Below are 25,078 nucleotides of genomic sequence, written 5' to 3'. Positions count from 1 at the left end.
AAGTGAAAAAAAATTTAACCCTTTGTTCGGTATTTCTCTTGTTGGTTTCGTGCGTACCCCAGCCTCAAAATAAAAATCTAACATATCAAAATATTGTTATCCTTTCTGATTTATCAAGCCGTATAGCCAATAAACAACCAAAAGACATAGGTGAGATTTATAAAATAGTTCAAAATTTCAAGACAGAATGTGTTAAACCCGGAGAAAAAATTGGAGACAAATCTTGCATATCTTTTTCAACGTTTTCAGATAAAGTAGTAGCCTCTATAGATATCCAAAAAATTAAAAGCCTAGAAGAAAAACAACGTTTTATAAACTCAACAAAAGAATATAAGAACAGCGGATTCGTGCAGAAAATTAACGATTTTGAACAGAAAGTAAAAAGCGAGTATTCAAACACAAGAAATCAGGGGCTTGACTTAATAAGTATCTTGATAGAAAAAATTGAAAACGAACCAATTATTAAAAAAGATACTCTTTATACAGATACCATAGATACAACATTCGTTAAATACGATAACCATATTTATATTTTCACAGACGGTTATTTAGAATATCTAAACAAAAATGCGAATAATCAATTCTATTTTGGAAGTTCTGAAATAGACAAAATAAGACAGTTTTGTAAAGCTAATAATGTAGATATAACAAATGCACTGGAAATTAATAGTTCATTATGTCTTCCTTCTAATAAAAGTAATAAGAATAAATACATCAACCTTCACATATTAGAAACACAGGAACGAGATAAAAATGATAAACTACAGACTTACAAGTATCCCAAAGGACAGAGGGATAATGAAATCCTTGAAGCAGTTTGGCGAAAATGGGCAAAAGAAAGTGGGTTCAAAAGTTTAGAATGGAAAAAGTATTAATGCCACTAAATAACACAAAACATTCTTATTACTTGCCAATCGAGCAGAATGTAAAGTCTTTATATATACATTCCTTATGGTTTCCCGTAAGGATTTCAACTATAATCCTTCTACATTTTAAATAAAATTAGCATGAATAAAAAATCACTTTTTATATTATTTTCGTTTTGGCTACTAACTTCCTGCAAAAAAGAGCAGCCAAAAATACAGCCCCAAACGCTCTATAAAGAAGTTGCTACTGTGGATGATCGAAAAACGATTACTCCCGAAGAAGCAAAAACGTATCATAATGATACCCATCGTCAATATGAGTACCGCACTGGTAAACCAGGTCATTATGAGTATAATTATGATGTAAGTGGCACTAATGCTATTGGAGATTCCGTGTCTGGGAACATCAATATTCAAGGAAAATATGGAGCTGGCATACTAATTGATATGGCTGGGGGAGAAATTGAGATCACAGCAGAATGGATTGATTATGGCAAACTAAAAGGGGTTGACAAGGAAGGGAATGAATACCATCTAGAAGTGAATTAATTCTAGTAACGCCAAAATAATTTAAATGAAAGCTACTATAATCCTACTTTTTATTTTTCTCACTTCTTTTCATCCTGCCGAAACTAAAGTATACATCTGTGGGCCAACGGTAGCAAAGAAATATCATTATACTGAAACTTGTCGGGGATTGGTTGCCTGCAAACATGAAATAGTAAAAACATCACTTTCTCAAGCGCAAAGCTACGGGCTAACATTATGTGGATGGGAAGATTGATTGTGGTAATTGATCAAAATGCTTTATTTATGATGATGTATGTTGAAAATAACATATGCAAAACACTTTTAAGCATGGGTATAATTAACAAAACCCACTTTTGATTATTACAAAAGTGGGCATGGTTATAATAATCTATTTTTTTATTATTTGTAAGTTATAGTCGCGAGCTGGGCGATAACGTTAGCCAGGATAATATTATAAATTCGTTTTAGCTCCTTCAAGTAAAGACAACAGTTTAGGCAAATCATCTATATCCAAAAACACATATGATTTTCCGTCATATCGCTCAAGTTTCATATAAACATCCCATGAAGTTTTTTTTGAAAAACAACCAGCTTCAAATCCGCTTCTACTTTTAAATGAAACTTCGGTATAGCTTGTTGCGGTGGTGGGTATTACTTTTTCTTGAATAAGTTTGAGAGATTTTATAAGTCCGTCGATTTCGTCCGCATCTAAAAGTGCAAGTTTTGTATCACTTGAGTATGTACTGACATAACTATACTCAAATCTTACTGCTGAAGTTTTTTGATTACTTACTAAATCTGTGAACTTAGCTATTTGAATTTTACATTTTTTTAAATCGCCTACATCAATAAATTCTTTTTGAATGAGTGTTCCAGATTTATCAGAAAATTTTTCTGCATTACTTCTTTCTTTCTCTTTTTCAACTTGAGCAATAGAATTAAATGTTAGTAAAAGACAAATTGATGCCATAAGGATTTTGATTGGTTTCATATTTTTTGTTGATTGGTTACGTTTTTTTTGTTGATATAGTTTAAAAATGAACTTGTCAAAATGTATATTTTTTCCAAGGAATTTGAGATATACCGACTGTTTATATTTCTCAAATCATTATTGTTTAAGCCAAGTTTTTTAAGGTGATCTTCGACATTTAGTTGGATTTAATAAAATAGAAACCACTCTTACGAGTGGCTTAATTTACAATCCGACAAATTCACTCGCTTTTACTGCGACAGCTTTTTCAAGTGTAACTTTTAAATCGGCACAAATTTTTTTCATATCAGCCATTGCCTGATCAGAAGACTTCGTTTTATGCCATAAAGTTGTGTTTGGCAGATAATGATTTTTACCATCTTGAGGAAAATAATCATAATAACTTAAGGCTTGCAAAGCCACTTTAACTTCTGGATTTTTAGCACTAACGTCGTACGATATTAATACATTGCCTACAGTTGTTCCCATATTATTGATTTTAGAATTAGCTGTAAATAAACAACTAATTTTCAACCATTTTTTACGGTAATCCGTAAGGTTCAGAGATTACATTGAAAATATTTTACTAATCAGTTTATTTTATTTATCAGTGTGAACTATTTCATAAATGGATGTTTATTAAAGGCCACTAGCGTCACGGTACTACAGCAGGTTTGGGCTTAAATTAAACCCACTATTTGGATTTGCCAAATAGCGCAAATACAATACCAATTTTCCATTAACCTAATTGCTCAAATCTGTTGTAGTAGCGGGAACATTCTGAAAGAATTCTCAGAAAAGTCAGGAGACTTTTATTATACTTAAGGCTTTCATGGTATATTTAAAAAAAATGGAAAGTCATGAGACATTTGCACAGCTTAGGGATTAACACTTCTGCAGCGGCGCAATTTTTGTGATAAGTAATTAGTGTAGTATAAATCTTGCAATATGAATAATTTTCTGTTGATTTTTTATTTGAATGTATTATGGTTTCCCGTAATGAAATGATTAATTTGTTAATGATATTTGTGATTGTATATTGACTTTATGGCAAACTATACAAAAGAAATAATTTAATTTAAAACAAGTATTATGGAAAACATTCATGCAATTAAACCAGGTCCAAAACCCAAAACGCCAGATGGAACACCAGATGAAAGAAGACGTGTAACACCTCCAAATCAGCCTAGATATCCTGATTTAAAACCACATATTCATAAGCCAAAAGATTGAGAAAATCTTAGAGAAGCCATTCTATAAAGGAGTGGCTTTTGTTTTACAGCTTTTCTTCAAACATATCGAAACACTAAAGCTCTGTTAATGCACTAAACTTAATTCATAAAATTTCTTCGAAATCAGGACTTTTGATGCTATTAGAAAAGGTGCAGATTGAAAAGTTACAAAGAGGACTATCCAATATATTTCCAGTAAATCGAAATATGAATATTTAGATGGTAGAGAGTTGATATTTTAACCTATAATTTATTTTGAGATTAAATTACGGTTTCCCGTAAAGAAATTACAATGATTTGTATTACTATTGTCTTTGAAGAATTTTCTTGTTTAAAAGAGGTAGTTTTTAGCTTGAAAATAAACTTTTTTTCTATCTTTAAACCAGATTAACAGCGTAAGCCCATTTAATGCTCAACCAAAACCCCGAACAAATCGCCAGAGACCATATCGACAAACAGTTGATTGCTTGCGGGTGGATTATACAGGACAAAAAAAGAATCAACTTAGCCGCTGGTTTGGGAATCGCCATTCGGGAATACCAAACAGATATTGGTCCAGCGGATTACGTTTTGTTTGTTGATAAAAACGCGGTAGGGATTATTGAAGCCAAACGCGAAGAAGAGGGCATTCACTTAACTTCTGTTGAAGAGCAATCCTCTCAGTATGCTAACGCAAAACTCCGTCTATTAAACAACGACCCATTACCTTTTGTGTATGAAAGCACAGGTGAAGTCACTCGATTTACCGATTATAGAGATCCTAAACCACGTTCCCGGAATGTATTTACCTTTCACCGTCCAGAAATTTTCTTGCAATGGTCGAAAGAAGCCAAAACACTTCGAGCTCGTTTACATGACATTCCTGTTTTGCCAGTTGATGGTTTGCGGGATTGTCAAATTACCGCTATTACCAATCTTGAAAAATCATTCAAGGAGCAAAAACCAAAAGCCTTAATTCAAATGGCAACGGGTTCTGGTAAAACTTTCACGGCGATTTCTTTTGTGTATCGCTTACTGAAATATGCCAAAGCCAAACGCATTCTTTTTTTGGTTGATACCAAAAATTTAGGGGAACAGGCCGAAGGTGAATTCCGTTCCTACACCGCCAGTGAAGATAACCGTTTGTTTACTGAATTGTATGGCGTAACCCGTTTGAGCAGTTCCTTTATTCCGAATGACAGTCAAGTGTATATCAGTACGATTCAACGGATGTATTCTATTTTAAAAGACACGGACTTAGACGAAAGTGCCGAGGAAGAAAATCCGAACGAAAGAACTTTCGAAACCAAAACGGCCGTTCCTGTTGGTTACAACGAAAAAGTGCCTATTGAGTTCTTTGACTTTGTAGTGATTGACGAATGCCACCGTAGTATTTACAATTTGTGGAAACAAGTTTTGGACTATTTTGATGTCTTTCAAATTGGACTAACCGCAACACCAGATAATCGAACCTTTGGTTATTTCAACCAAAACTTGGTTTGTGATTATGGTTATGAAAAAGCCTTGATTGATGGTGTTTTAGTACCCTACAATGTGTTTACCGTTGAAACCCAAATTACCAAAGAAGGTAGCGTCATCAAACTGGGCGAAAAAGTAGACAAACGAAAACGACTCACCCGCAAGAAATTCTGGGAATCTTTGGATGAAGACGAAGTCTACAGCGGCAAACAATTGGACAATGATATTGTAAACCCAAGTACGATTCGTACCATAATTAGGGCAGTCAAAGATAATTTGCCCGCCATGTTCCCCGATCGTATGGATGAAAAGGGAATTTTCGAAGTGCCAAAACTATTGGTATTTGCCAAAACCGATTCCCACGCCGAAGACATTATCGAAATGGTACGTGAGGAATTTGGAGAAGAAAATAAATTCTGCAAAAAGATAACCTACAAGAGTGACGAAGACCCAAAATCGGTCTTGCAGCAATTTCGTAACGATTATTACCCACGTATTGCGGTAACGGTGGACATGATTGCGACGGGTACCGATATTCGCCCGCTCGAAGTATTGTTGTTTATGCGCGATGTAAAAAGTCGTTCGTATTACGAACAAATGAAAGGCCGTGGGACCAGAACCTGTTCTGTGGAAGAATTGAAAGCCAAAGGAACACCTTCGGCAAAATTTAGCAAAGACCATTTTGTGATTATTGATGCCATTGGTGTCGAGAATTCTCAAAAAACCGATAGCCGACCGCTCGAAAAAGCGCCTGGCGTTTCCTTGAAGGATGTTTTGGCCAATGTGGCGATGGGAAACACCTCCGAAGACATGTTGACTACCCTTGCCAATCGTTTGATTCGTTTGGAACGTCAACTTTCTGAAAAAGACAAACTCAAGTTTGCCGAACAAGCCAATGGTTTTACGATCCATCATATTGTAAAGCAATTGTTAAACGCCTATGATCCTGATTCTATTGAAAAAGTAGAAAAGACAACCAAAGGCGCTATGCGGGGATTTCCTCCTATAGAGATTGATGCGGCTATAGCCAAAGGAAAACAGCAGTTAATAGAAGATGCCGTTGCCGTTTTTCACAATCCTGATTTGCGTGATTTTATTGTGGATATCCGCAAGCAATACGACCAGATTATTGATGTGGTTAATATGGATGCCATTACCAAAATAGGGTGGGTAAAAGACCATGCCGAACAAGCCAAAGTGGTAATCACTGATTTCAAAGCTTGGATACAGTTGCACAAAGACGAGATTACGGCTTTACAAATTTTTTATACTCAAGATTATAAAAACAGAAGCTTGACTTATAAAATGATTAAAGACCTTTACGAATTGTTGTTGATTGAAAAACCAGCCATTAAGTTGCCTGTTTTATGGGATGCTTACGCCACTCAAGAAGATACCGAAGCCGAAGGAAAACGGATACAGCGCATGCCAAGAACCGAAAAACCCAAACAAGAATTGGTTTTATTGGTTTCATTATTGCGAAAAGCCATAGGAACTGACGAATGGCTAACGGGTTATGATAAAACGGTAGACCGTAATTTTCAAGAATGGGTGTTCAAGAAACAAGCAGGAACTTTAAAGTTTACCGAAGCCCAAATGCAATGGCTGCGCATGATGAAAGACTATGTAGCCAATAGTTTTAGTATAGAGAAAGACGATTTTGATTTAAGTCCATTCAATGCCGAAGGCGGATTGAGTAAAATGTGGCAGTTGTTTGGCGATCAAACGGATGCTATAATTAATGAATTAAACGAAGTTTTAGCGGCTTAAAAATTTATTATTATGAAGTTAGAAAATCCAATGCCAAAAATAAAATTTGGAATCGATTATTTTATTCAAGAACAATTGAATATGCAAAATTGGACCAATGATTTATTGCTGGAAGAATTAGATCTATCAAAAGAAGAGTTTGATAAAGTTTTAGAAAGCAAAGAACCAATCACAGAAGAATTTGCAAATAAGCTCTCTATGCTTTTTTCAACATCTGCTAAATATTGGATAAATATTGATAGGAATTATAAAAAATGGTTAACAATTTCAGCTAATTTTTAGTTGAATTAAAAGAGGTATTAGCGACTTAAAAGTATAATTTTGTATCAACTTTAAATATAGAAATGTTCGAAAATCATTTACAACTGGGCAATGGAGTTTTTACTACGCAAGAGATTGCGCAGATTCTACGTGTGCCTTATTACAAAGTTAGCAAGTGGATCACTCAATATTGGGATGGAGAATTAGGAAAATGCTATGAACACCAATATTCTTGGTCAGTTGGAAACACACGTGCTGTAGGTTTTCATACACTTATCGAGTTTTATGTAATGATGCAATTTACACTAGCAGGAGTAAAAACTAAAGCAGTTTTAAAAGCACACAAAGAACTAGGTGAGCATTTTAGAACTAATTTTCCTTTTGCTAAAAAAGAAGTGTTAGACAATATTTCTACAGATGGTTTGAGAGTATATTTTAAAGTTGATGGAGTAAATATTACTCTTGACGGAAGTAAACAATTCAATTTAGACATTATTAAACTATTCTTTAAAAATCTAGATTTTGATAATGATATGTTGGCTTCTCGTTTTTGGCCAATGGGCAAGAACCATAAAGTTGTTTGTGATCCTCATAGAAAGTTTGGACAACCTGTTTTAGACGGAACAAGTATTCAATCAGAGGCTATTTATAGAATGTATCTTGCTAAAGAACCTATTTCTTTTATTGCTTCTATATATGAACTCCCATTAAAGTCGGTTAAAGATGCCATAGCTTTTCATAAAAATGCAGCTTAATGGTTAGAAAATACAAAATCTATATCGACGAAAATATGCCAAGTCAATTGGCTCGTGGTTTACATGCTTTACAACAACCTCAAAATGCAAAAGATGGTTTCGAGATAGAAGTACTTTCTATCAAAGAAGTTTTTGGACAAGGCGCACAAGACGAAGATTGGATACCAAAAGTAGGTGCCGAAAACGGAATTGTAATCACACAAGATTTTAATATTCAATTACAAAAACACCAAAGAGAGTTGTATAAAGAATCTGGCGTGGGTATTTTCTTCCTCAGCACCCCTTCTAAAAGTGGTTTCCAGTATTGGGATTTTGTAAAGAAACTAATCAATGAATGGGACGATATAAAAAAAATAGTAAGGAAGAACAAAACTCCATTTGCCTATCGAGCATCATCTAAAAAGAGTTTTGAAAGAGTGGAGTAAGTTTTATCGAAACAATTAAATCGCTCTTTTTTACCGCAATATTTTATTTGACGGTTATTTGACTGGGTTTAATTTTTAAAACCAAAAAGAGTCTTAAACTCCTTATTTTATTGAGTTTTTTTATTTGACTGTAACTCAAAATTATTAACAATTTGACATTAATGACACATAATAATAAATTACCAAAGGATTGGAAATGGGTTTCACTTTCTAAAGTAGCAAAATTTCATCAAGGATATGGTTTTCCAAAAGATTTACAAGGAAATAAAGTTGGGGAATATCCATTTTACAAAGTTGGAGATATTTCAAAAAATGTAAAAGCTGGAAATAGATTGTTAGAATTGTGTGATAATTTTATTGATGAAAATATTTTATTAAAGTTAAAAGCAAAGCCATATCCAATTAATACAATTGTATTTGCCAAAATAGGTGAAGGTTTGAAATTAAACAGAAGAGCAATTGTTAAAAAGCCTAGTATAGTTGATAATAATGCGATGGGGCTAAAGGCGATTGATAATCTTTGTGAAGATTTATTTTTATATCATTTTTTTAATACAGTTAAATTAGAAGATTATTCAAAGGCTACCACAGTTCCATCTGTTAGAAAATCTGAAATTGAAGAAATACAATTTCCACTTCCCCCACTCGAAACTCAACAAGCCATCGTCTCCAAAATAGAAGAACTGTTTAGCGAGTTAGACAAAGGCATTGAGGATTTAAAAACCGCACAACTGCAACTCAAAACCTATAGACAATCTGTGTTGAAATATGCTTTTGAAGGAAAATTGACGAATGAGAAAGTGAAGGATGGAGTTTTGCCGAAGGGATGGGAGAAAGTAACCATTGGAGATGTGTGTTATAATGTGGAATATGGTTCGGGAACAAAATCTAAAAAAGAAGGTAAAGTTCCAGTATTAAGAATGGGAAATATTCAAAATGGAATATTTGATTGGAATGATTTAGTATATTCAGATGATGATTTAGAAATTAAAAAGTACTTATTAAAAAAGAATGATGTCCTTTTTAACAGAACAAATAGTGCTGAATTAGTTGGAAAAACTGCAATTTATAAAGGAGAAAGACCTGCAATATTTGCGGGTTACTTAATTAGAATAAACAGAATTGAGGAGTTGATTGATGCTGCATTTATCACTTATTATTTAAATTCTAAAGAAGCTAAAAAATATGGAAATTCTGTTAGGAGTTTTGGTGTTAATCAATCAAATATAAATGGTACAAAACTAAAAACTTACCCATTATTACTTCCTCCACTAAAAGAACAAAATCGAATCGTCCAAGAAATAGAAAGCCGTTTAAGTGTTGCGGATAAAATGGAGGAAAGTATTACACAAAGTTTATTACAAGCCGAGGCATTGAGGCAGAGTATATTGAAAAAGGCTTTTAGTGGGGAGTTGATTTAAAAGATAAAAATATGGCAATACCAAATAACATTGAAAGAGAACACATTCTTGCAGCTATTTCTGAAATCAGCAGAGAAGGCATCAGAGCAGGTAGAGAGGGGCAGAGATATTTTTTAGTTGACGATAAGGGTATCAATTACCCCTTAAAATATATAATTTCAATTGCAAATAAATATGCTAACGGAGAAGAGCTAGACCCAAATCCAAATAATTTTAACACCTACTCTGCTTGGAATCATTTAGCTGACTTAAAGTTTAAATTAATAGATATTCAAGAAGATAAGGTCACAAAAAATAATGGTTTCAAACTGATTCGTTTAGAATTATATAATAATAGTTTAGTTTGCAAAAACTCATCAATAATTTACGATTTTATTGATGATAAAGATGATCAGGATAAAATTTACTCAACTGTCATTATTGGCTCTAATGGTACTGGGAAAAGCAACTTATTTAGAATTATAATTTTACTTTTTAAAGACATCTATGACAATAAAGAACTTAACCCAAGATCATATGGCGTAGATGGAAAATATAAATTAGAATATTCAATTGATGAGAACATATACACATATTCAAATTTTGTAGACATAGGTGAAGTAAAATTTAAAAATACTTCTCAAATATATAGAAATTCTGAACTTATCCCTTTTGAGGAGGCTGAACTTCCTTCCTTTATTGTTGCAAATTCTATTATGCTAACTGATAAATATCCATTTATTAGAGATAGTGATACTTTTCCTTTTTATAAATATTTGGGAGTTAGAAATATTGCTCAAGCTGCAAGTACTAGGTCATATGTTAGAAAAACTGTTGAGTTTATTGTAACCCAAATAAATTCAGATGTCTTCAAAAAAGGAATCGCTAAAACTGGAGATTTTTTAGGTATTAGTAAATCAATTGATATATTATTTTATACTTTAAACACTCCACTTTTTTTTAGAGGAGAATTAGATGTTAAGCAATTTGAAAACTACTTTAATGATATTCAAATCAAATATAAAGACAGTGAAAGAATACCTCCATTTAAATTAAATCATTATTTAAGTATATCAAAAGACGAAATCTTATTGAACAAAATTATTTCATTTTGCAACAACCTCTACAGCAAAAATAAACTAGAAAAAAAGCAAGACAGAAGTTCTGCAAGAAAAATAAAATATAATATTGTTGATGAAAATGATTATATTAATTTAAAAGAAAATTATGAATTATTAGACCATTTAAGAAAATTAGGAATCCTTTCTGCTCCTGAAATCAATTTAAATAAGGGAGATGAATATAATCTCACCGAAAGTAGTTCTGGTGAATATCACTTCTTTTCATCAATGATTGGATTATTAGCCACAATTAAACCAAATAGTTTAATATTCATTGATGAACCTGAAATTAGTTTACATCCAAATTGGCAAATGAAATATTTATCTTTTTTGAGAGAATTATTTTCAGAACCCGAATTTGCAACATCTCATATTATTTTAGCAACACATTCGCATTTTTTAATTTCAGATTTAAGAGGCGAAAATTCAAAAATAATAGGATTAAAAAAAGAAGGCAATGATAATGTTATTGTAGACTTACCTAAGGATATAAATACTTTTGGTTGGACCTCAGAAGAGGTTTTGTATAGGATATTTAGTTTGAGAACAACAAGAAATCACTATTTTGAATATGATATTACATTATTAGCATCATTAATACAAGAAAAATCAAATGACAAAGAAAAAATTATTGAAATTATCAATAAGTTAAAAAAACATGAATTTAGTAAAAATGATCCTTTAACTTATTTAATAAATGAAGGTGTAAAATTGATAAATTAGTAGAACATGATAAATATAGATATTAAGTCTGTGTACAATTATACAAATGCTGAAAAAAATCAATTGAAAAGATTAAGAAGCAAATATGGTAGGAAATACCAAAAATTATTTGGTTCAAGTAAAAAAAGAGTATGGTACGATGGTGAGCAATGTAGTTTAAGAATAAAACATAATGTTGTTAAATCATTATTAGCATCTAGTAAATTTAAGTGTGTATACTGTGGCAAAAGGCTTATACGAAGTGGAAAACCTGTAGATCATTTTTTACCAAATTCAATATATCCAAATCAATCTTTTCATCCATTAAATCTTTTGCCTTCATGTGATTTTTGCAACTCTACTTTAAAAAAAGCATTTGATCCATTAGTAGTCTATTCAAAAAAATATTCAAAAAATATTTTTAGCATCGTACATCCAATAATAGAAGATGTAGACCAACACATCTTCTATACTAACAATGATAGAACTATCCTTGATATTAAAAGATGCACAATTGAAGGATTAACATCAATAGAAATCTTTAGATTACATACATTTGAAATGCAAATGCAAAGAATAAATCAACATATAATTGACACAATAAACCCACTAACTAATGATGAATTAATAAGATTAGTGAATGAATGTGCAACTTATCAAATTAACCAATAAAATGAGCAAAGAAAAATCAGCAAGCACCTCAAGTATAGTTTCCAAAGTATGGGCCTTTTGTCAAACTCTGAGAGATGATGGTGTGGGCTATGGTGACTACTTGGAGCAATTAACGTATTTGTTGTTCCTGAAAATGGCTGATGAATACAGCAAGCCGCCACACAATAGAGAAATGCCCATTCCTGGAGAGTTTGCGTGGGAAACCCTGACCACCAAAAGCGGTACAGAACTAGAAACTCATTACAACATTATGTTGCGCGAATTGGCCAAAGAAAAAGGCATCTTGGGTCAAATTTTTGTCAAAAGCCAAAACAAAATACAAGACCCCGCCAAGTTGTATAAACTCATTGCCCTTATCAATGCCGAGAACTGGATCTTGATGGGCGTGAAAGACAAAGGTGATATCTATGAGGGTTTGCTCGAAAAGAATGCCGAGGACACCAAGAGTGGGGCAGGGCAATACTTCACTCCCCGTCCCTTGATCAAAGCAATGGTGGAATGTTTGCGTCCGGAACCCTTGAAAACTATTGCAGATCCAGCTTGTGGTACGGGAGGATTTTTCCTTGCCGCTTATGACTGGATTGTTGAGCATAGAAGTTTAGATAAAGAGGCTAATAAATTCTTGAAATACGAAACGTTTTTCGGGAATGAGATTGTGGCCAGTACCAGACGTTTGGCACTAATGAATTTGTTCTTGCACAACATTGGTGATATTGATTCGGATAACTTTATTTCTCCTAATGATTCGCTGATTACGGATTCTGGGACACGTTATGATTATATTTTGGCCAATCCGCCTTTTGGTAAAAAAAGCAGCATGACCTTTACCAATCAAGATGGCGAACAAGAGAAAGAAGATTTGACCTATAACCGTCAGGATTTTTGGGTCACTACTAGTAACAAGCAATTGAACTTTGTACAGCACATCCGCACGATGCTGAAAACAACCGGAATGGCAGCCGTGGTGTTACCCGATAATGTTTTGTTTGAAGGTGGAGTAGGTGAAACAGTGCGTAAAAAGTTATTAGAAACTACAGACTTACATACAATTCTTCGTCTGCCAACCGGTATTTTCTATGCCAATGGTGTAAAAGCCAACGTATTGTTTTTTGACGGAAAACCATCCAGCAAAGACGTTTGGACCAAAGAAACTTGGGTGTACGATTACAGGACTAATGTGCACCATACTTTAAAGAAAAACCCATTAAAACTAAGTGATTTAAAAGATTTCATAAAGCTCTACAATCCAGAGAACAGACACAAACGCAAGGAAACGTATGATGCAACGACCAACCCAGAAGGGCGTTGGAGAAAGTTTACCTACGATGAAATCATTGCCAGAGATAAAACAAGTCTGGACATCACTTGGCTTAAAGACAAATCCCTAGCCGATTTGGACAATCTACCGGATCCAGATGTTTTGGCATTAGAAATTGTGGAGAATATAGAGGCGAGTTTGGATAGTTTTAGAGCAATTATTGCCAGTTTGAAATAGTAAAATTTGACATAATAATTTATAAAATATAGTTTATGGTTTTTATACCCGTAATGGAAATTTCAGGTAAAATAATGACGTTGATAGAAGATGCAGAAAAGGAATTAATAATTGTATCTCCTTATGTTGATATAAAAAATTGGGATAAATTAAAAAGATGTTTAAAAAATGCAATTGAAAGAAAAGTAGAAATTACTTTTTATGTTAGGGAAAATGTCAAACAAGATTTAGAACCTATAAGGCAATTGAATGTTAAAATAGTTTTTGTTAAAGACTTGCATGCCAAAATTTATTTGAATGACACCTATGGGATTGTATCTTCTCAAAATTTATATCAATATTCAGATATAAATTCTATTGATTTTGCCTACAGTACAGAAATAGATAAAGAACGAAATCAATTAGTTAAATTAATAGATAAGTATTTAAAGAACTCAAAATTTATTGGAGAAAATATTTTAGAGACAAAAACGGAAGTTGAAAAAGAGCTTTTAAGCGACGTTATGATTGAAAATGAAGAAATGAAAAAAAACATTTTTCCTTTAAACGAAATAGATTTAGAAAAAATTAAAGAATGGTTTCAGGAAAAATTTCCTGAAATTAAAATAAATAGTTCTAAACAATATGTTTATTGCAAAAGTTTATTTCCCTTTGGAGATGTTATGTTCAGAGAAGGATTTGAGATTCGATTTTTTTTTAATGTAGAAAATAATGATCGATTTATTAAAATTATACAAGGACTTAATTTTGAAAACAATAATTATAGATATGAGAAAATATTAGCAACCAAAAAGTCTCAGTCTCCAGTCTTACTTTTTATCCCTCAAGAAGTAACTGATGTTCAAAAATTGGTATTTGATTATGTTTTTATGGCCAAAACAATTTTAGATAAAACGAGAAATATTAAGATTCAAAATATGTTTTACTAGTAAAGTAAATAGCAAACTGCCTAAAAAAGATACCTAATCAGTATTTTTTTTTTACATCTTTTATTCCAACTATCATTATGATACCTATTCTTCAAATACTCATAAAATTCGCCTCTTAGATAAAGTCCCACAAACCATACCACAATTAAACCTATAATTTCATACCATTCCATATTTTGAATCTTTTAAGTAAAGCTCAAAATATGTGTTTTTATTTTTTATTTAGGATGCAATTCGGGAATTTAAATATGCAATAATGGAGTATTGTAAAAAAACAAAAAAGATGCCTAGACTAGACATCTTATATATCATCAATTGTAAATAGATCTTTAATCGAAACATTAAGTCCTTTAGAAATCATTAACAGTGTTTCTAATTTTGGGTTTGTTACACCCCTTTCTAATTCTCCGATTGTTTTTTTTGCAACATTAGATATATAACCTAATTCTTCTTGAGAAATAGGTTTCCCGGTATCAGGATTTATAATCCTTTGTCGAAGCACTTGAATTCTAATTCCTAGTGCTTCCTTTTCTGCTATAAAATTATCGTTAATCATAAAAGTAAATTTCATTTTTAAAAAAGAAAATAACAGACACCTGTAGGTTACTTTTGAAATAATTTTATATATTTGTATTACAAATACATCATAAGATGTATTTTTGCGATTCTTCATATAAAAAATATTTGAAGCATTCGCTTTGAATCTCGTTATCGAAAACTGGCGTTTAAATAACCACGAGATGATAAGTACGATGCTCACGTCACTGGCGTGGGCTCACTTATTCGTGGTAAGGTACCGCCAGTACCCCGGTAACGATATAAGCTGAGTTCCATGCCTTTTTTTATGCCTATTATTTAGGTAAAAACTCCAGCTTTTATTCTTAGCGTTATTACTTCATTTATAAGTTTCGCAATTCCTTATTTTATCATTGATTCAAAAACTAATGCTAATCAATATCGTTGCCTATGATATAAAACGTAATATCTTTTTATTTAATGCCTGTGCTGATTCTTTATTTTGAATTAGTGGTTTCGGTGCAGGCTTTTTTAAGGGGCTGTGGGCAGAAGGCAGTGAGCAGAAGGCAGTGAGCAGAAGGCAGTGAGCAGAAGGCAGAAGGCAGAAGGCAGAGCAAAGAATAAAGAAGCAAGAACAAAGAAAAAAAGCTTCAATCTTTGTCGACCTAGCAACTGAGATCCTTCCTCCGTCAGGATGACAATATTGGGGAAAACAGACTGCAGATGGCAGAACAAAGAATTAAGAAAACTGATATAACAATTAAAAAAATATGCCTATGATATAACCAACGATATAATAAAGAAAGGCCCTCTAACCGTCTGGACAACATATAGAGGACCGATAGCTAAATAAACTAACGTTTCACTTAACCAACCCAATATTATGAATAATTTTTCATTATCCAGGGGTGGAAGGGCTTTTTGTTTCCTGTTTTTTATGGGAGCGATGCTGTCTTTTTCGCCTGTTCAAGCCAATAATTCCAGTAGGCAAAGCCTTGTCAATACACAACAACATCAGGTACAGGGAACTGTGACCGATGGGAGTAATCCCTTAGCGGGAGTCAGTATTTCGATACAGGGGAAATCCAATGTTGTCACTGCCACGGATTATAGTGGTCGTTATACTCTTTCTGTCGCTCCACAGGATGTTTTGGTTTTTGCCTATGTAGGGTATAGAACGCAAACGGTTTATGTGCAAGGACGCACTACCATTAATATTAGCCTACAGGAAAACACTACCCAATTGCAGGAAGTGAAGATCAATGCGGGATACTATTCCGTAAAGAATAGTGAACGCACCGGAAGTATCTCTAAAATTACCGCCAAGGACATCGAGAAACAACCCGTGACCAATGTGCTTGCCACGATGCAGGGCAGGATGGCGGGGGTTAATATTACCCAAAACTCAGGAGTACCGGGAAGCGGATTTGAGATCCAGATTCGGGGGCAGAACAGCTTGCGTGCCGATGGGAACCAACCGCTGTATATTATTGACGGTGTTCCCTATGCCTCGGACGCTATAGGGAGTTTTTATACTTCGAGTACCACACCACGGCAAACGAGTCCGATAAACAGTATTAATCCCGGTGACATTGAAAGTCTCGAGGTGCTTAAAGATGCGGATGCCACCGCCATTTATGGTTCTCGCGGTGCGAATGGTGTGGTGCTGATCACCACTAAAAGAGGAAAGGAGGGGACTACTCGTTTTAGTGCCACTGTTTCGAGTGGTTTTGGGCAGGTGACCCGTTTTATGGATTTGATGCATACCCCTGAGTATTTACAAATGCGCAGGGAAGCCTATGCCAATGACGGGATTACGGACTATCCTGCGGATGCCTATGATGTAAATGGTAGATGGGATCCCAATCGTGAAACAGACTGGCAAAAGGCACTTATAGGAGGTACCTCGAGTTATACCACAGTGCAGTCCTCCCTGTCTGGAGGTTCGGCGCAGACGCAATTCTTGTTGAGTGGTAATTACAGTAAAGAAACAACGGTTTTTCCGGGTGATTTTGAATACGTAAAAGGCAATATGCATGTGAATTTGAATCATGCCTCGGAGAATAAAAAGTTCCGAATTAATTTTACGGGTGGCTATACAGCGCAGGATAATTTTCTGCCCCCAACCGATTTTACCCGAGAGGCGCTTACTATTGCCCCCAATGCCCCAGCGCTTTATGATGCTAACGGAAATGTGAACTGGGAGGATAATACGTTTAATAATCCGCTGGGGAGTTTAGCGGGAAAATTTAGAAGCCTGACGGATGACCTGATTGCCAATTCGGTTTTATCCTATGAATGGGTTGAAGGATTGGTGTTAAAGTCGAGTTTTGGCTACAGTGATCTGCGGCATGATGAAACCAATACACAACCCTCGACGATGTACAATCCCGCTTATGGATTGGGCAGTGAAGCCTCGCTTATTTTTGAGAATAAAACCAATAGACAATCGTGGATTGTGGAACCACAGATTTCGTGGAACCGAAAGATGGGCAGCGGAAAAATGGAGACATTGGTCGGGAGTACTTTTCAAGAGCAGACCAGCGACCAACTGGTGACTATGGGGTCTGGATTTTCCAGTAACAGCCAGATGGATAATCCGGGCTCAGCGGCTCATTATGCTATCCAGAGCAGTAATCAAACCGTTTACAAATACCAAGCTTTTTTTGGTCGTGTCAATTTTAACTGGCTGGAACGGTATATCGTGAATGTTACGGGACGGCGGGATGGCTCGAGCCGTTTTGGTCCCGGGAAGCAGTTTGCCACTTTTGGTGCGCTGGGTGCTGCGTGGCTTTTTGGGAATGAAGCTTTTATGAAGAATCATGTTGGATTCCTAAGTTTTGGAAAACTCAGAGGTAGTTATGGAACGACGGGAAATGACCAGATTGGGGATTACCAATATCTGGATACGTATACGAGTTCAGGAAATAACTACCAAGGCATTAGTGGACTTAGTCCCTCACGATTGTTTAATCCGAATTTTGGATGGGAGACCAATACGAAATTAGAATTAGCGTTGGAGACTGGTTTTTTGGAGGATCGTATTTTTACTACATTGGGTTGGTATCGCAACCGCTCTTCGAGCCAGCTTGTTGGGATTCCGTTGCCGGGTACGACAGGGTTTACGTCATTGCAGGCGAACCTTGATGCTACCGTACAAAATACGGGGATTGAAATTAGTATCCGTACCGTAAATATCAGTAATTCTAATTTCAGCTGGATCAGCAACCTGAATTTTACTCAAGCCAGAAATGAACTGTTGTCGTTTCCTAATTTGGATGGTTCTCCCTATCGCAATCAATATGTGATTGGACAGCCGTTGAATATCACGAAAGTGTATCACTACACAGGGCTTAATCCGCAGACGGGTGTTTATCAGTTTGAGGATGTGAATGGTGACGGGGCTATTACCGCTGCCAATGACCGTAAAACCATTAAGAATTTGAATCCCCAGTTTTATGGCGGACTGCAAAACCAGTTGCATTATGGGCCTGTTCAATTGGATTTTCTTTTCCAGTTTGTGAAGCAGGAAAATTTCAACCCCACTTTTATGTTTGGTATGCCCGGTACTATGACTAACCAACCGGCAGCCGTGACGGAGCATTGGCAGCAGGCGGGAGATAATGAACCTTATCAGGTGTATAGCAGTGGTGTTAAGTCAAATATACAAAGAGCGAACACACGACATGCGCAGAGTGATGCGGGGATTAGCGATGCCTCTTATATCCGACTAAAAAATATTTCACTATCGTATGATGTACCGGAACGCTGGACTGGAAAAATGAAATTGAGGTTCAGTCTTCAGGGACAGAACATGCTAACCTTTACCAAATATAAAGGGGCGGATCCAGAGTTTAAGACAGCGGGCTTTCTGCCACCACTTCGCATCTATACCAGCAGTGTGCAAATTACTTTTTAACCTAAAAAATAGCGTAATGAAAAATAACAATAAAGTATCAGGCGATGCACGGTATTGCAGTGCCTTGATTTTGAGAATTATGGGGTTTGTGTGGGGAGCTGTCGGGTTTTGCTTGATGACGGGTTGCGAAAGCTTTATCGAAGTGGGTCTGCCTGCTTCGCAACTTACGGCTACGGCTGTTTTTGAAGACAAGGCCACGGCCAATGCAGCCATGGTTGATATTTATTCTAAAATTCGTGATAATGGCTTGCTCACCGGATCCTTGTCGGGACTCTCGAGCCAGTTGGGGCTTTATGCCGATGAACTAACCTTATATGGAGGGGAAGTTAATTTTTATAATAATGCTTTATTGCCGTCGGGGAGTGAAGTTGGTGAATTGTGGAACAGCAGTTATAACTCCATTTATGCCGCTAATGCTGTTATTGCCGGTGTGGAAAAATCGACATCCCTTGCGACAGCTGACAGAGACCAACTGAAAGGAGAAGCGCTCTTTGTGCGTGCTTTGCTTCACTTTTATTTGATGAATTGCTTTGGTGCTATTCCCTATGTCCGCACGACCGATTATGAGCAAAACAGGGTAGTGCATCGCATGCCCGAAAATGAGGTTTTGGCACTTATCAAAGGAGACCTTGAACAAGCCATTGCCGTACTGCCTGAGGAATATGTCAGTGCGGAGCGGGTTCGTCCCAACAAATGGACTGCCGAGGCATTGCTGGCAAGGGTAAACCTTTATGCGGAGGCTTGGGATGAAGCGTCGAATGCGGCTTCGGCTGTGCTGAACCAAACGGGGCTTTATGTTTTGGAGGCCGATTTGGATAAAGTATTCCTAAAAGAAAGTACCACTACAATCTGGCAGCTGATGCCCAGTATACCCGGTGACAATACCAAAGAAGCGGAGACCTTTAGTTTTGTCAGTGGGCCACCGCCATTGTCGGCATTATCGAACACTTTAATGGAAGCTTTTAGTCCAGACGACCAAAGAAAAGAGCATTGGACGACAGCCGTAACAGACGGTACGGATATATGGTATCATGCCAGTAAGTATAAAGCCGTGGCTAATACGGGAAGTTCTGTGGAATACTCGATTGTGTTCCGTCTTGCGGAGCAATACCTGATTCGTGCAGAAGCAAGGGCACATCAAGGAGACCTGATTGGAGCCAAAGAAGATCTCAACATCATCAGACATACAGCGGGATTGGCGGACACGGATGCCACAACCGCAGCTGCCATTATTGATGCTGTTATAGCGGAAAGACGGCTGGAACTGTTTACGGAGTTTGGACACCGTTTTTTTGACCTCAAAAGAACGGGAAGACTTGATGCTGTTTTATCGCCGCTAAAGGCAGGGTGGAATAGTACTGACCGTAATTTTCCGATACCTGAATCGGAACTGTTGCTTAATCCTAATCTAGAGCCACAAAATGATGGTTATTAAAAGTACTATTATGAAAAAAAGATGTAAAGCCTACCAACGTTTTATTCTCGAGTCTATGGGGATTTATTTTTTGTTCCTTTCCTGCTTGATGATGGGGCAGGTGAAACAAAAAAAGCAACTTACCGCCGCGGATTACCATCTGTGGAGTACGTTACGAACCAAAACCATTTCCGATAAAGGGAATTGGGCGAGTTATCAGTTGCAGTATGAATCGAAGAAGGATACCTTGTTCGTTAAAAGTACAAAAGGGAATATCAGGTATGCCTATCCACATGGTTATGAAGGAAGTTTTAACGGGGAAAAGTGGTTTGGCTGTAAAATGCATGATACACTAGTGATGCAAAATTTAGTGACCGGAGACCTACAGTATACCCCAAATGTAAGCAGTTTTGTTTTTACCAAAAACGGCAAGTACCTACTTCAGTTCCTAAAGCAAGCTGAAAATAAAAGCGAGCTGGTCATAAAAGACAGGAAAGGAAAAATTGCGGGGCGTATTGCTGATGTGAGCAGTTGGAAACTTGATGCCACAGGGAATGCTTTGGTTTATTGTGTGGATTCGGTTAGTCACTATTCTGTTGGAATGTTAGAGCTTGGAAAAACGATTGTGAAGCGCAACATTGTAACTGATACCAGTAAAGGATTTCAAAACCTTAGCTGGAGGGGTAATAGGATTGCTTTTATGCAGCAGGACATTAGCAATGCAAAAGTGTTTTACTATACTACCGATGATAAAAAGCTAATTCGTTTTGCTCCAGAAGGGCGGGAAGATTTTCCGCAGGATATGCAAATTTCAATGCGGAATGGTTCAATTATGCTATCCCCAGACGGTGAGCGCGTCTTTTTTGAATTAGAGGAAAATGCTGTGACCCCAGAGGCATCGGGAACAGGTGTTCAGATATGGAATGCGGCCGATAAGTTGCTTTATCCCAATAAACAGCTTTTTGGTGCGCCAGCAGAGCGGAATAAATTGGCAGTTTGGTGGCCAAAAAGCAACCGCTTTTTTCAGATTACGGATAAGAAGCTGCCAGAGGGTGCTTTGAACGGGGACTTTACTTATGCGATAAGCTATGATCCGCTAGCCTATGAGCCACAGTCTAATTATGATGGGGTACGGGATATTTTTATTACCGAATTGTCTACTGGCAAAAGAAAAATGATTCTGGAAAAACATTCGGGGGATATTATGACTCTATTAATGTCTCCTAACGGGAAATACATTTCGTATCCTAAAGCCGGGAGTTGGTGGGTGTATGATATAGCTAAAGAAACGCATACCAACATTACTGAAAATTTATCAGTATCCTTTTTTAACGAACAATATGATCGACCTAGCGATCCAATGGCTTATGGGAACCCGGGTTGGACGGCTAATGACCAATCGATTCTTTTGTATGATGAGTTTGATATTTGGGAAGTTTCGCCTGATGGCTCCTCCAGAGTCCGATTGACTCGTGGGAGGGAAAAGGGAATCAGCTTTAGAATTAAACCGTTAAATGCCCAGCAACAAACTAAAACGGATGCCTATGAATTGCATACTGGACAGTTTCATTTTAATGACCAATTGATTCTGGAAGCACATGAAAAAAGTACGGGATCCAGCGGTTATTATTCATGGAATAGGAGGGAAGGCGCAAAGCCTTTGGTTTGGGAAGCCAAGAAAACAAATCAATTCCTCAAAGCGGTTAACAGTGATGCTTTCTTGTATGTTGTGCAAAGCTATGAATGTGCACCAAGGATAGTATTCCAATCCGATTTTAAAGCCCGTGGGAGGGAATTAGTTCAAAGTAATCCGCAACAGGAGGATTATCATTGGGGAAAAGCGGAGCAAATCCATTATACTGTTAAGGGGAAACAGCTATCTGGATTACTTATTTATCCGGCAGATTATCAGATTGGGAAGCGCTATCCGATGGTGGTTCAAATTTACCAGCGTCAGTTTCAGTATCTACATGATTATAGTAATCCCACGGTGTTTGAAGAGGGTGGGTTCAATATCAGCAATTTTAGCGCACAGGGTTATTTTGTTTTGCGTCCTGATATCGTATATGAGTTGGGAGAAGTGGGTTCATCGGCTACTGCCTGTGTATTGGCCGCAACTGATGCTGTAATTGCAAAAGGTTTAGTTGATCCTTCGAAGATTGGCCTGATTGGTCATTCTTTTGGCGGGTATGAAACGGATTTCATCATAACGCAAACGGATCGATTTGCCACGGCTATAGCAGGAGCGGCATGGACTGATTTGGTCAGCGCCTATTTGTATATAGGTGGAAATTACCAAAAGCCAGACTTTTGGCGGGCTGAATATGACCAGTTGAGGGTTGGGAAATCGCTGTTTGAAGATACAGAGAGCTACCTTAGAAATTCTTCCGTGTTACAAGCAGCCAATGTTCATACGCCTTTATTAGCTTGGACTGGCGCCGAAGATCGACATGTTAATTACTATCAAAGTATCGAATTCTATCTTGCTTTAAGAAGGCTTGGAAAAACACACACGATGTTGATTTATCCCGGGGAAGGTCATATATTGGTGGATGGATCGCATCAAAAAGACCTGACGCAACGTACCGAAGAGTGGTTTGGGTATTATCTGAAAAATGAGCCTTTGAAGTCGTGGATGGTTGCAGACCCTCATTGATTATTTGTCTTGAAATAATAATGATAAAAAAAACAATGCCGCCTGAATTTGATTCAGACGGCATTGTAATAAAAAAAGCTTTTAGCTATTGTGTATCTCTAAAAAGCTGATTCGGACAGGTTGTGCCCGGTTTTGCATAGAGATTAGCTCCGTCGATGTCGGATGTACAGACGAAAGTTCCGTTATTGGAACACAGTTGTACCTGCTGACAAGGTATGGCAACACTTACATGTTTGTAGCCCATTACGGGAGCCAGTTTACTATTGCTTTTTTCCATCGCATTGGTTGTCAATGCTCCTGCCAATCCTACTGCAACTGCAGCCATTGGCATTACTAAATTTAAAAATGTAGTCTTCATAATAAGAAATTTTAAAATTTATGATCTACTCTTTTTTACAGGTTTTCGATCTTAGTCCTGCTACTTGGCCAATAGATTTTTATGTTTTTATTTTGTGCGCTTTTTGTTGTTTTGATAGTTTTTGATGATGGATTTGCCCAGATTGTACCTGACGATGCGATTGCCAATCAGTGCATACAACGCTGAATGCTCTACTACAAAGTTTTTCATTTTAGTATTCTCTTCATTATAGATATAAAAACTTAAGATGTAGCTATTCCCTGAAATGTCATATACGTCAATAATGCTTGCCTGTTCCCACATTTTTATGTTTTCATAGCGTCCCGGTATTCCGGAATTGACAAAGAGCAGATTATGGAATATCGTAACGTTTTTATTTACAATAAGGGGGTGTTGTCCCAGTTTTTTTTGATTGCGACTCTTAATAGTAACAATGTTGAGGTTGGCATGGCTCATTGTATCGATCGTATTTCCCCTATAATCGATAGTGAGATTTTTGTCAGCCACTGTGTACTGGTTGCGATACGCATACAAATAAACCAGTCGGTTCAACTGTTTGCTGTAAGCCATTTGACCATCCGTATCAAAAACACCGTCGATTTGTTTTTGCAAAAGGACTGGATTAAGTTGTGTTTTGGTAGTATCACGCAAATCTATTGTAGCCATAACGCTTTCGCCACTAACTCTTTTTTGTGTACGTACCGCCATTAAAGTTGAATCCATCGGTTCTGCAAGTGTAAAGTATTGTTTTCCTTTTTTTACCAGTTTGGCTTTCCAGTCCTTAATATTTCCCATGAAAATGCAGGGTACGGAACCATCGTAAGCATAGAAATAAGGAGCTGCCACTTTTATCTTTACGGATTTGAAAGGGAGGTTTTTGTGATCCAATTCAATCTGGTATTGTGTTTTTTGTTTTAAAGTAGAATCGAGTACCGTTACCAGTAGTTGCGCGGTGGTGTTACCGAGATATATTTTATTGTTATCACTACCTGCAATGTAATAAGAGTTTAACTCAAGGTTGGTTTCCCTCGCTTTTACAGCAGGAAAATGAAGAAAACGTCTTGTGAATTTATTATGATAGTGGATTATGTTTTCGGAGGCCAAGAACAGCCCTGATACGATCCCTATACTTAATATAGTAGATACTGCAAAAACAATGACAAGGTTACGAGGCTTTGAAATTGGAAGTTTTCTTACTGCTGAATTACGTAGTATTAGAATTCCAACGATAGCTAATAGGATGAATATTATATTGAATATCAGATGTTCATTCCATCCCATTTTTTCGAGGATTCCCCCACAGGAGCAAGGAATAAAGGAGCTGAAATGTAAAATGATATAGATGTATGAGGTAAACATCAGCATCAAATTAAAGGAAGCAAAAAGTGCTGTAAGACGAAATCGGGGAAAAAGTAGCATTACTACAATAAGGAGTTCTAGTATTGGAACGAACCTCGATAAAAAACCAGCAAAAGCACTCAGCAACGGGGACTGTCCTAATTGGACTTGAAAGTTTTCAAAATCAAGCAGTTTGCTTACTGCTGCATAGGTAAATAAGAGTATGTACAAATAACAGATGAATGCTGCAATTTTATTGGTTTGTGAAATCGATAGTTTCATATCAGTAT

At 36.3% G+C, this 25,078-nt stretch carries 21 protein-coding genes; 16 read left to right on the top strand and 5 right to left on the bottom strand.

The window, feature by feature from the left end; all coding sequences use genetic code 11:
* Positions 1–2 precede the first annotated feature (2 nt).
* The 3 genes from KZH69_RS11280 (at position 3) to KZH69_RS11270 (ending at position 1,650) form a co-directional block, all read left to right on the top strand.
* Complete coding sequence (locus tag KZH69_RS11280) at positions 3–875, top strand: hypothetical protein (protein ID WP_219317544.1); 873 nt, start codon at positions 3–5, stop codon at positions 873–875.
* A 132-nt stretch (positions 876–1,007) separates the two neighbouring features.
* The gene (locus KZH69_RS11275; protein WP_219317543.1) at positions 1,008–1,415 is read left to right on the top strand and encodes a hypothetical protein; all 408 of its coding nucleotides are present in this window, start codon (positions 1,008–1,010) and stop codon (positions 1,413–1,415) included.
* A gap of 25 nt (positions 1,416–1,440) precedes the next feature.
* Positions 1,441–1,650 (top strand): hypothetical protein, encoded by a 210-nt coding sequence (locus KZH69_RS11270; RefSeq protein WP_219317542.1) that lies wholly within the window; start codon positions 1,441–1,443, stop codon positions 1,648–1,650.
* A 198-nt stretch (positions 1,651–1,848) separates the two neighbouring features.
* Here the strand turns inward: KZH69_RS11270 and KZH69_RS11265 are convergent, their stop codons facing one another.
* Together KZH69_RS11265 and KZH69_RS11260 are read right to left on the bottom strand one after the other, a co-directional pair.
* Positions 1,849–2,388 (bottom strand): hypothetical protein, encoded by a 540-nt coding sequence (locus tag KZH69_RS11265; RefSeq protein WP_219317541.1) that lies wholly within the window; start codon positions 2,386–2,388, stop codon positions 1,849–1,851.
* A gap of 204 nt (positions 2,389–2,592) precedes the next feature.
* Complete coding sequence (locus tag KZH69_RS11260; protein WP_219317540.1) at positions 2,593–2,856, bottom strand: hypothetical protein; 264 nt, start codon at positions 2,854–2,856, stop codon at positions 2,593–2,595.
* A gap of 603 nt (positions 2,857–3,459) precedes the next feature.
* Here KZH69_RS11260 and KZH69_RS11255 point away from each other — a divergent pair.
* From KZH69_RS11255 to KZH69_RS11210, 10 genes are all read left to right on the top strand, one after another.
* Positions 3,460–3,600 carry a hypothetical protein gene (locus KZH69_RS11255; RefSeq protein WP_219317539.1) on the top strand — a complete coding sequence of 47 codons (141 nt, stop codon included), beginning with the start codon at positions 3,460–3,462 and terminating at the stop codon, positions 3,598–3,600.
* A gap of 407 nt (positions 3,601–4,007) precedes the next feature.
* Complete coding sequence (locus KZH69_RS11250; protein WP_219317538.1) at positions 4,008–6,827, top strand: type I restriction endonuclease subunit R; 2,820 nt, start codon at positions 4,008–4,010, stop codon at positions 6,825–6,827.
* A gap of 12 nt (positions 6,828–6,839) precedes the next feature.
* On the top strand, positions 6,840–7,109 hold the full coding sequence (locus KZH69_RS11245) for a helix-turn-helix domain-containing protein (RefSeq protein ID WP_219317537.1): 270 nt from the start codon (positions 6,840–6,842) through the stop codon (positions 7,107–7,109).
* Positions 7,110–7,171: 62 nt separating this feature from the next.
* Positions 7,172–7,843 (top strand): DUF433 domain-containing protein, encoded by a 672-nt coding sequence (locus tag KZH69_RS11240; RefSeq protein ID WP_219317536.1) that lies wholly within the window; start codon positions 7,172–7,174, stop codon positions 7,841–7,843.
* The gene (locus KZH69_RS11235) at positions 7,843–8,268 is read left to right on the top strand and encodes a PIN-like domain-containing protein (protein ID WP_219317535.1); all 426 of its coding nucleotides are present in this window, start codon (positions 7,843–7,845) and stop codon (positions 8,266–8,268) included. Before KZH69_RS11240 ends, KZH69_RS11235 begins: the two co-directional genes overlap by 1 nt.
* A 161-nt stretch (positions 8,269–8,429) precedes the next feature.
* Positions 8,430–9,689, top strand: a complete 1,260-nt coding sequence (locus tag KZH69_RS11230; RefSeq protein ID WP_219317534.1) for a restriction endonuclease subunit S — start codon at positions 8,430–8,432, stop codon at positions 9,687–9,689.
* 11 nt (positions 9,690–9,700) lie between these two features.
* Positions 9,701–11,512, top strand: a complete 1,812-nt coding sequence (locus KZH69_RS11225; RefSeq protein WP_219317533.1) for an AAA family ATPase — start codon at positions 9,701–9,703, stop codon at positions 11,510–11,512.
* A gap of 6 nt (positions 11,513–11,518) precedes the next feature.
* On the top strand, positions 11,519–12,163 hold the full coding sequence (locus KZH69_RS11220) for an HNH endonuclease family protein (RefSeq protein WP_219317532.1): 645 nt from the start codon (positions 11,519–11,521) through the stop codon (positions 12,161–12,163).
* 1 nt (position 12,164) lies between these two features.
* Positions 12,165–13,658: a class I SAM-dependent DNA methyltransferase gene (locus KZH69_RS11215; RefSeq protein WP_219317531.1), complete on the top strand. Its 1,494-nt coding sequence runs from the start codon at positions 12,165–12,167 to the stop codon at positions 13,656–13,658.
* 35 nt (positions 13,659–13,693) lie between these two features.
* Complete coding sequence (locus KZH69_RS11210; protein ID WP_219317530.1) at positions 13,694–14,587, top strand: phospholipase D-like domain-containing protein; 894 nt, start codon at positions 13,694–13,696, stop codon at positions 14,585–14,587.
* 301 nt (positions 14,588–14,888) lie between these two features.
* Here KZH69_RS11210 and KZH69_RS11205 read toward each other — a convergent pair whose 3' ends face one another.
* On the bottom strand, positions 14,889–15,260 hold the full coding sequence (locus KZH69_RS11205) for a helix-turn-helix domain-containing protein (protein ID WP_255557858.1): 372 nt from the start codon (positions 15,258–15,260) through the stop codon (positions 14,889–14,891).
* A 726-nt stretch (positions 15,261–15,986) separates the two neighbouring features.
* On the opposite strand from KZH69_RS11205, the gene KZH69_RS11200 reads away from it, so the two are divergent.
* The 3 genes from KZH69_RS11200 to KZH69_RS11190 are packed head-to-tail and all read left to right on the top strand — an operon-like array spanning position 15,987 to position 23,092.
* Positions 15,987–19,022 carry a SusC/RagA family TonB-linked outer membrane protein gene (locus KZH69_RS11200; protein ID WP_219317529.1) on the top strand — a complete coding sequence of 1,012 codons (3,036 nt, stop codon included), beginning with the start codon at positions 15,987–15,989 and terminating at the stop codon, positions 19,020–19,022.
* A 16-nt stretch (positions 19,023–19,038) separates the two neighbouring features.
* On the top strand, positions 19,039–20,457 hold the full coding sequence (locus KZH69_RS11195; protein WP_255557856.1) for a RagB/SusD family nutrient uptake outer membrane protein: 1,419 nt from the start codon (positions 19,039–19,041) through the stop codon (positions 20,455–20,457).
* Between the two features lie 10 nt (positions 20,458–20,467).
* Complete coding sequence (locus tag KZH69_RS11190) at positions 20,468–23,092, top strand: alpha/beta hydrolase family protein (RefSeq protein WP_219317528.1); 2,625 nt, start codon at positions 20,468–20,470, stop codon at positions 23,090–23,092.
* A gap of 85 nt (positions 23,093–23,177) precedes the next feature.
* Here KZH69_RS11190 and KZH69_RS11185 read toward each other — a convergent pair whose 3' ends face one another.
* Together KZH69_RS11185 and KZH69_RS11180 are read right to left on the bottom strand one after the other, a co-directional pair.
* Positions 23,178–23,450, bottom strand: a complete 273-nt coding sequence (locus tag KZH69_RS11185) for a DUF6520 family protein (RefSeq protein ID WP_219317527.1) — start codon at positions 23,448–23,450, stop codon at positions 23,178–23,180.
* A gap of 87 nt (positions 23,451–23,537) precedes the next feature.
* Positions 23,538–25,070 (bottom strand): DoxX family protein, encoded by a 1,533-nt coding sequence (locus KZH69_RS11180; RefSeq protein WP_219317526.1) that lies wholly within the window; start codon positions 25,068–25,070, stop codon positions 23,538–23,540.
* Positions 25,071–25,078 lie beyond the last annotated feature (8 nt).

This window comes from Flavobacterium taihuense, from assembly GCF_019351435.1.
GTDB classification, from domain to species: domain Bacteria; phylum Bacteroidota; class Bacteroidia; order Flavobacteriales; family Flavobacteriaceae; genus Flavobacterium; species Flavobacterium taihuense.
Note: the sequence above shows the minus strand (reverse complement) of the source record. Positions and strands in the feature narration are given on the sequence as shown.

Coding starts and splice junctions, on each gene's coding strand:
- KZH69_RS11275 (WP_219317543.1), top strand. CDS start 1,008: ATGAATAAAAAATCACTTTTTATATTATTTTCGTTTTGGCTACTAACT.
- KZH69_RS11270 (WP_219317542.1), top strand. CDS start 1,441: ATGAAAGCTACTATAATCCTACTTTTTATTTTTCTCACTTCTTTTCAT.
- KZH69_RS11265 (WP_219317541.1), bottom strand. CDS start 2,388: ATGAAACCAATCAAAATCCTTATGGCATCAATTTGTCTTTTACTAACA.
- KZH69_RS11260 (WP_219317540.1), bottom strand. CDS start 2,856: ATGGGAACAACTGTAGGCAATGTATTAATATCGTACGACGTTAGTGCT.
- KZH69_RS11255 (WP_219317539.1), top strand. CDS start 3,460: ATGGAAAACATTCATGCAATTAAACCAGGTCCAAAACCCAAAACGCCA.
- KZH69_RS11250 (WP_219317538.1), top strand. CDS start 4,008: ATGCTCAACCAAAACCCCGAACAAATCGCCAGAGACCATATCGACAAA.
- KZH69_RS11245 (WP_219317537.1), top strand. CDS start 6,840: ATGAAGTTAGAAAATCCAATGCCAAAAATAAAATTTGGAATCGATTAT.
- KZH69_RS11240 (WP_219317536.1), top strand. CDS start 7,172: ATGTTCGAAAATCATTTACAACTGGGCAATGGAGTTTTTACTACGCAA.
- KZH69_RS11235 (WP_219317535.1), top strand. CDS start 7,843: ATGGTTAGAAAATACAAAATCTATATCGACGAAAATATGCCAAGTCAA.
- KZH69_RS11230 (WP_219317534.1), top strand. CDS start 8,430: ATGACACATAATAATAAATTACCAAAGGATTGGAAATGGGTTTCACTT.
- KZH69_RS11225 (WP_219317533.1), top strand. CDS start 9,701: ATGGCAATACCAAATAACATTGAAAGAGAACACATTCTTGCAGCTATT.
- KZH69_RS11220 (WP_219317532.1), top strand. CDS start 11,519: ATGATAAATATAGATATTAAGTCTGTGTACAATTATACAAATGCTGAA.
- KZH69_RS11215 (WP_219317531.1), top strand. CDS start 12,165: ATGAGCAAAGAAAAATCAGCAAGCACCTCAAGTATAGTTTCCAAAGTA.
- KZH69_RS11210 (WP_219317530.1), top strand. CDS start 13,694: ATGGTTTTTATACCCGTAATGGAAATTTCAGGTAAAATAATGACGTTG.
- KZH69_RS11205 (WP_255557858.1), bottom strand. CDS start 15,260: ATGAAGAATCGCAAAAATACATCTTATGATGTATTTGTAATACAAATA.
- KZH69_RS11200 (WP_219317529.1), top strand. CDS start 15,987: ATGAATAATTTTTCATTATCCAGGGGTGGAAGGGCTTTTTGTTTCCTG.
- KZH69_RS11195 (WP_255557856.1), top strand. CDS start 19,039: ATGAAAAATAACAATAAAGTATCAGGCGATGCACGGTATTGCAGTGCC.
- KZH69_RS11190 (WP_219317528.1), top strand. CDS start 20,468: ATGAAAAAAAGATGTAAAGCCTACCAACGTTTTATTCTCGAGTCTATG.
- KZH69_RS11185 (WP_219317527.1), bottom strand. CDS start 23,450: ATGAAGACTACATTTTTAAATTTAGTAATGCCAATGGCTGCAGTTGCA.
- KZH69_RS11180 (WP_219317526.1), bottom strand. CDS start 25,070: ATGAAACTATCGATTTCACAAACCAATAAAATTGCAGCATTCATCTGT.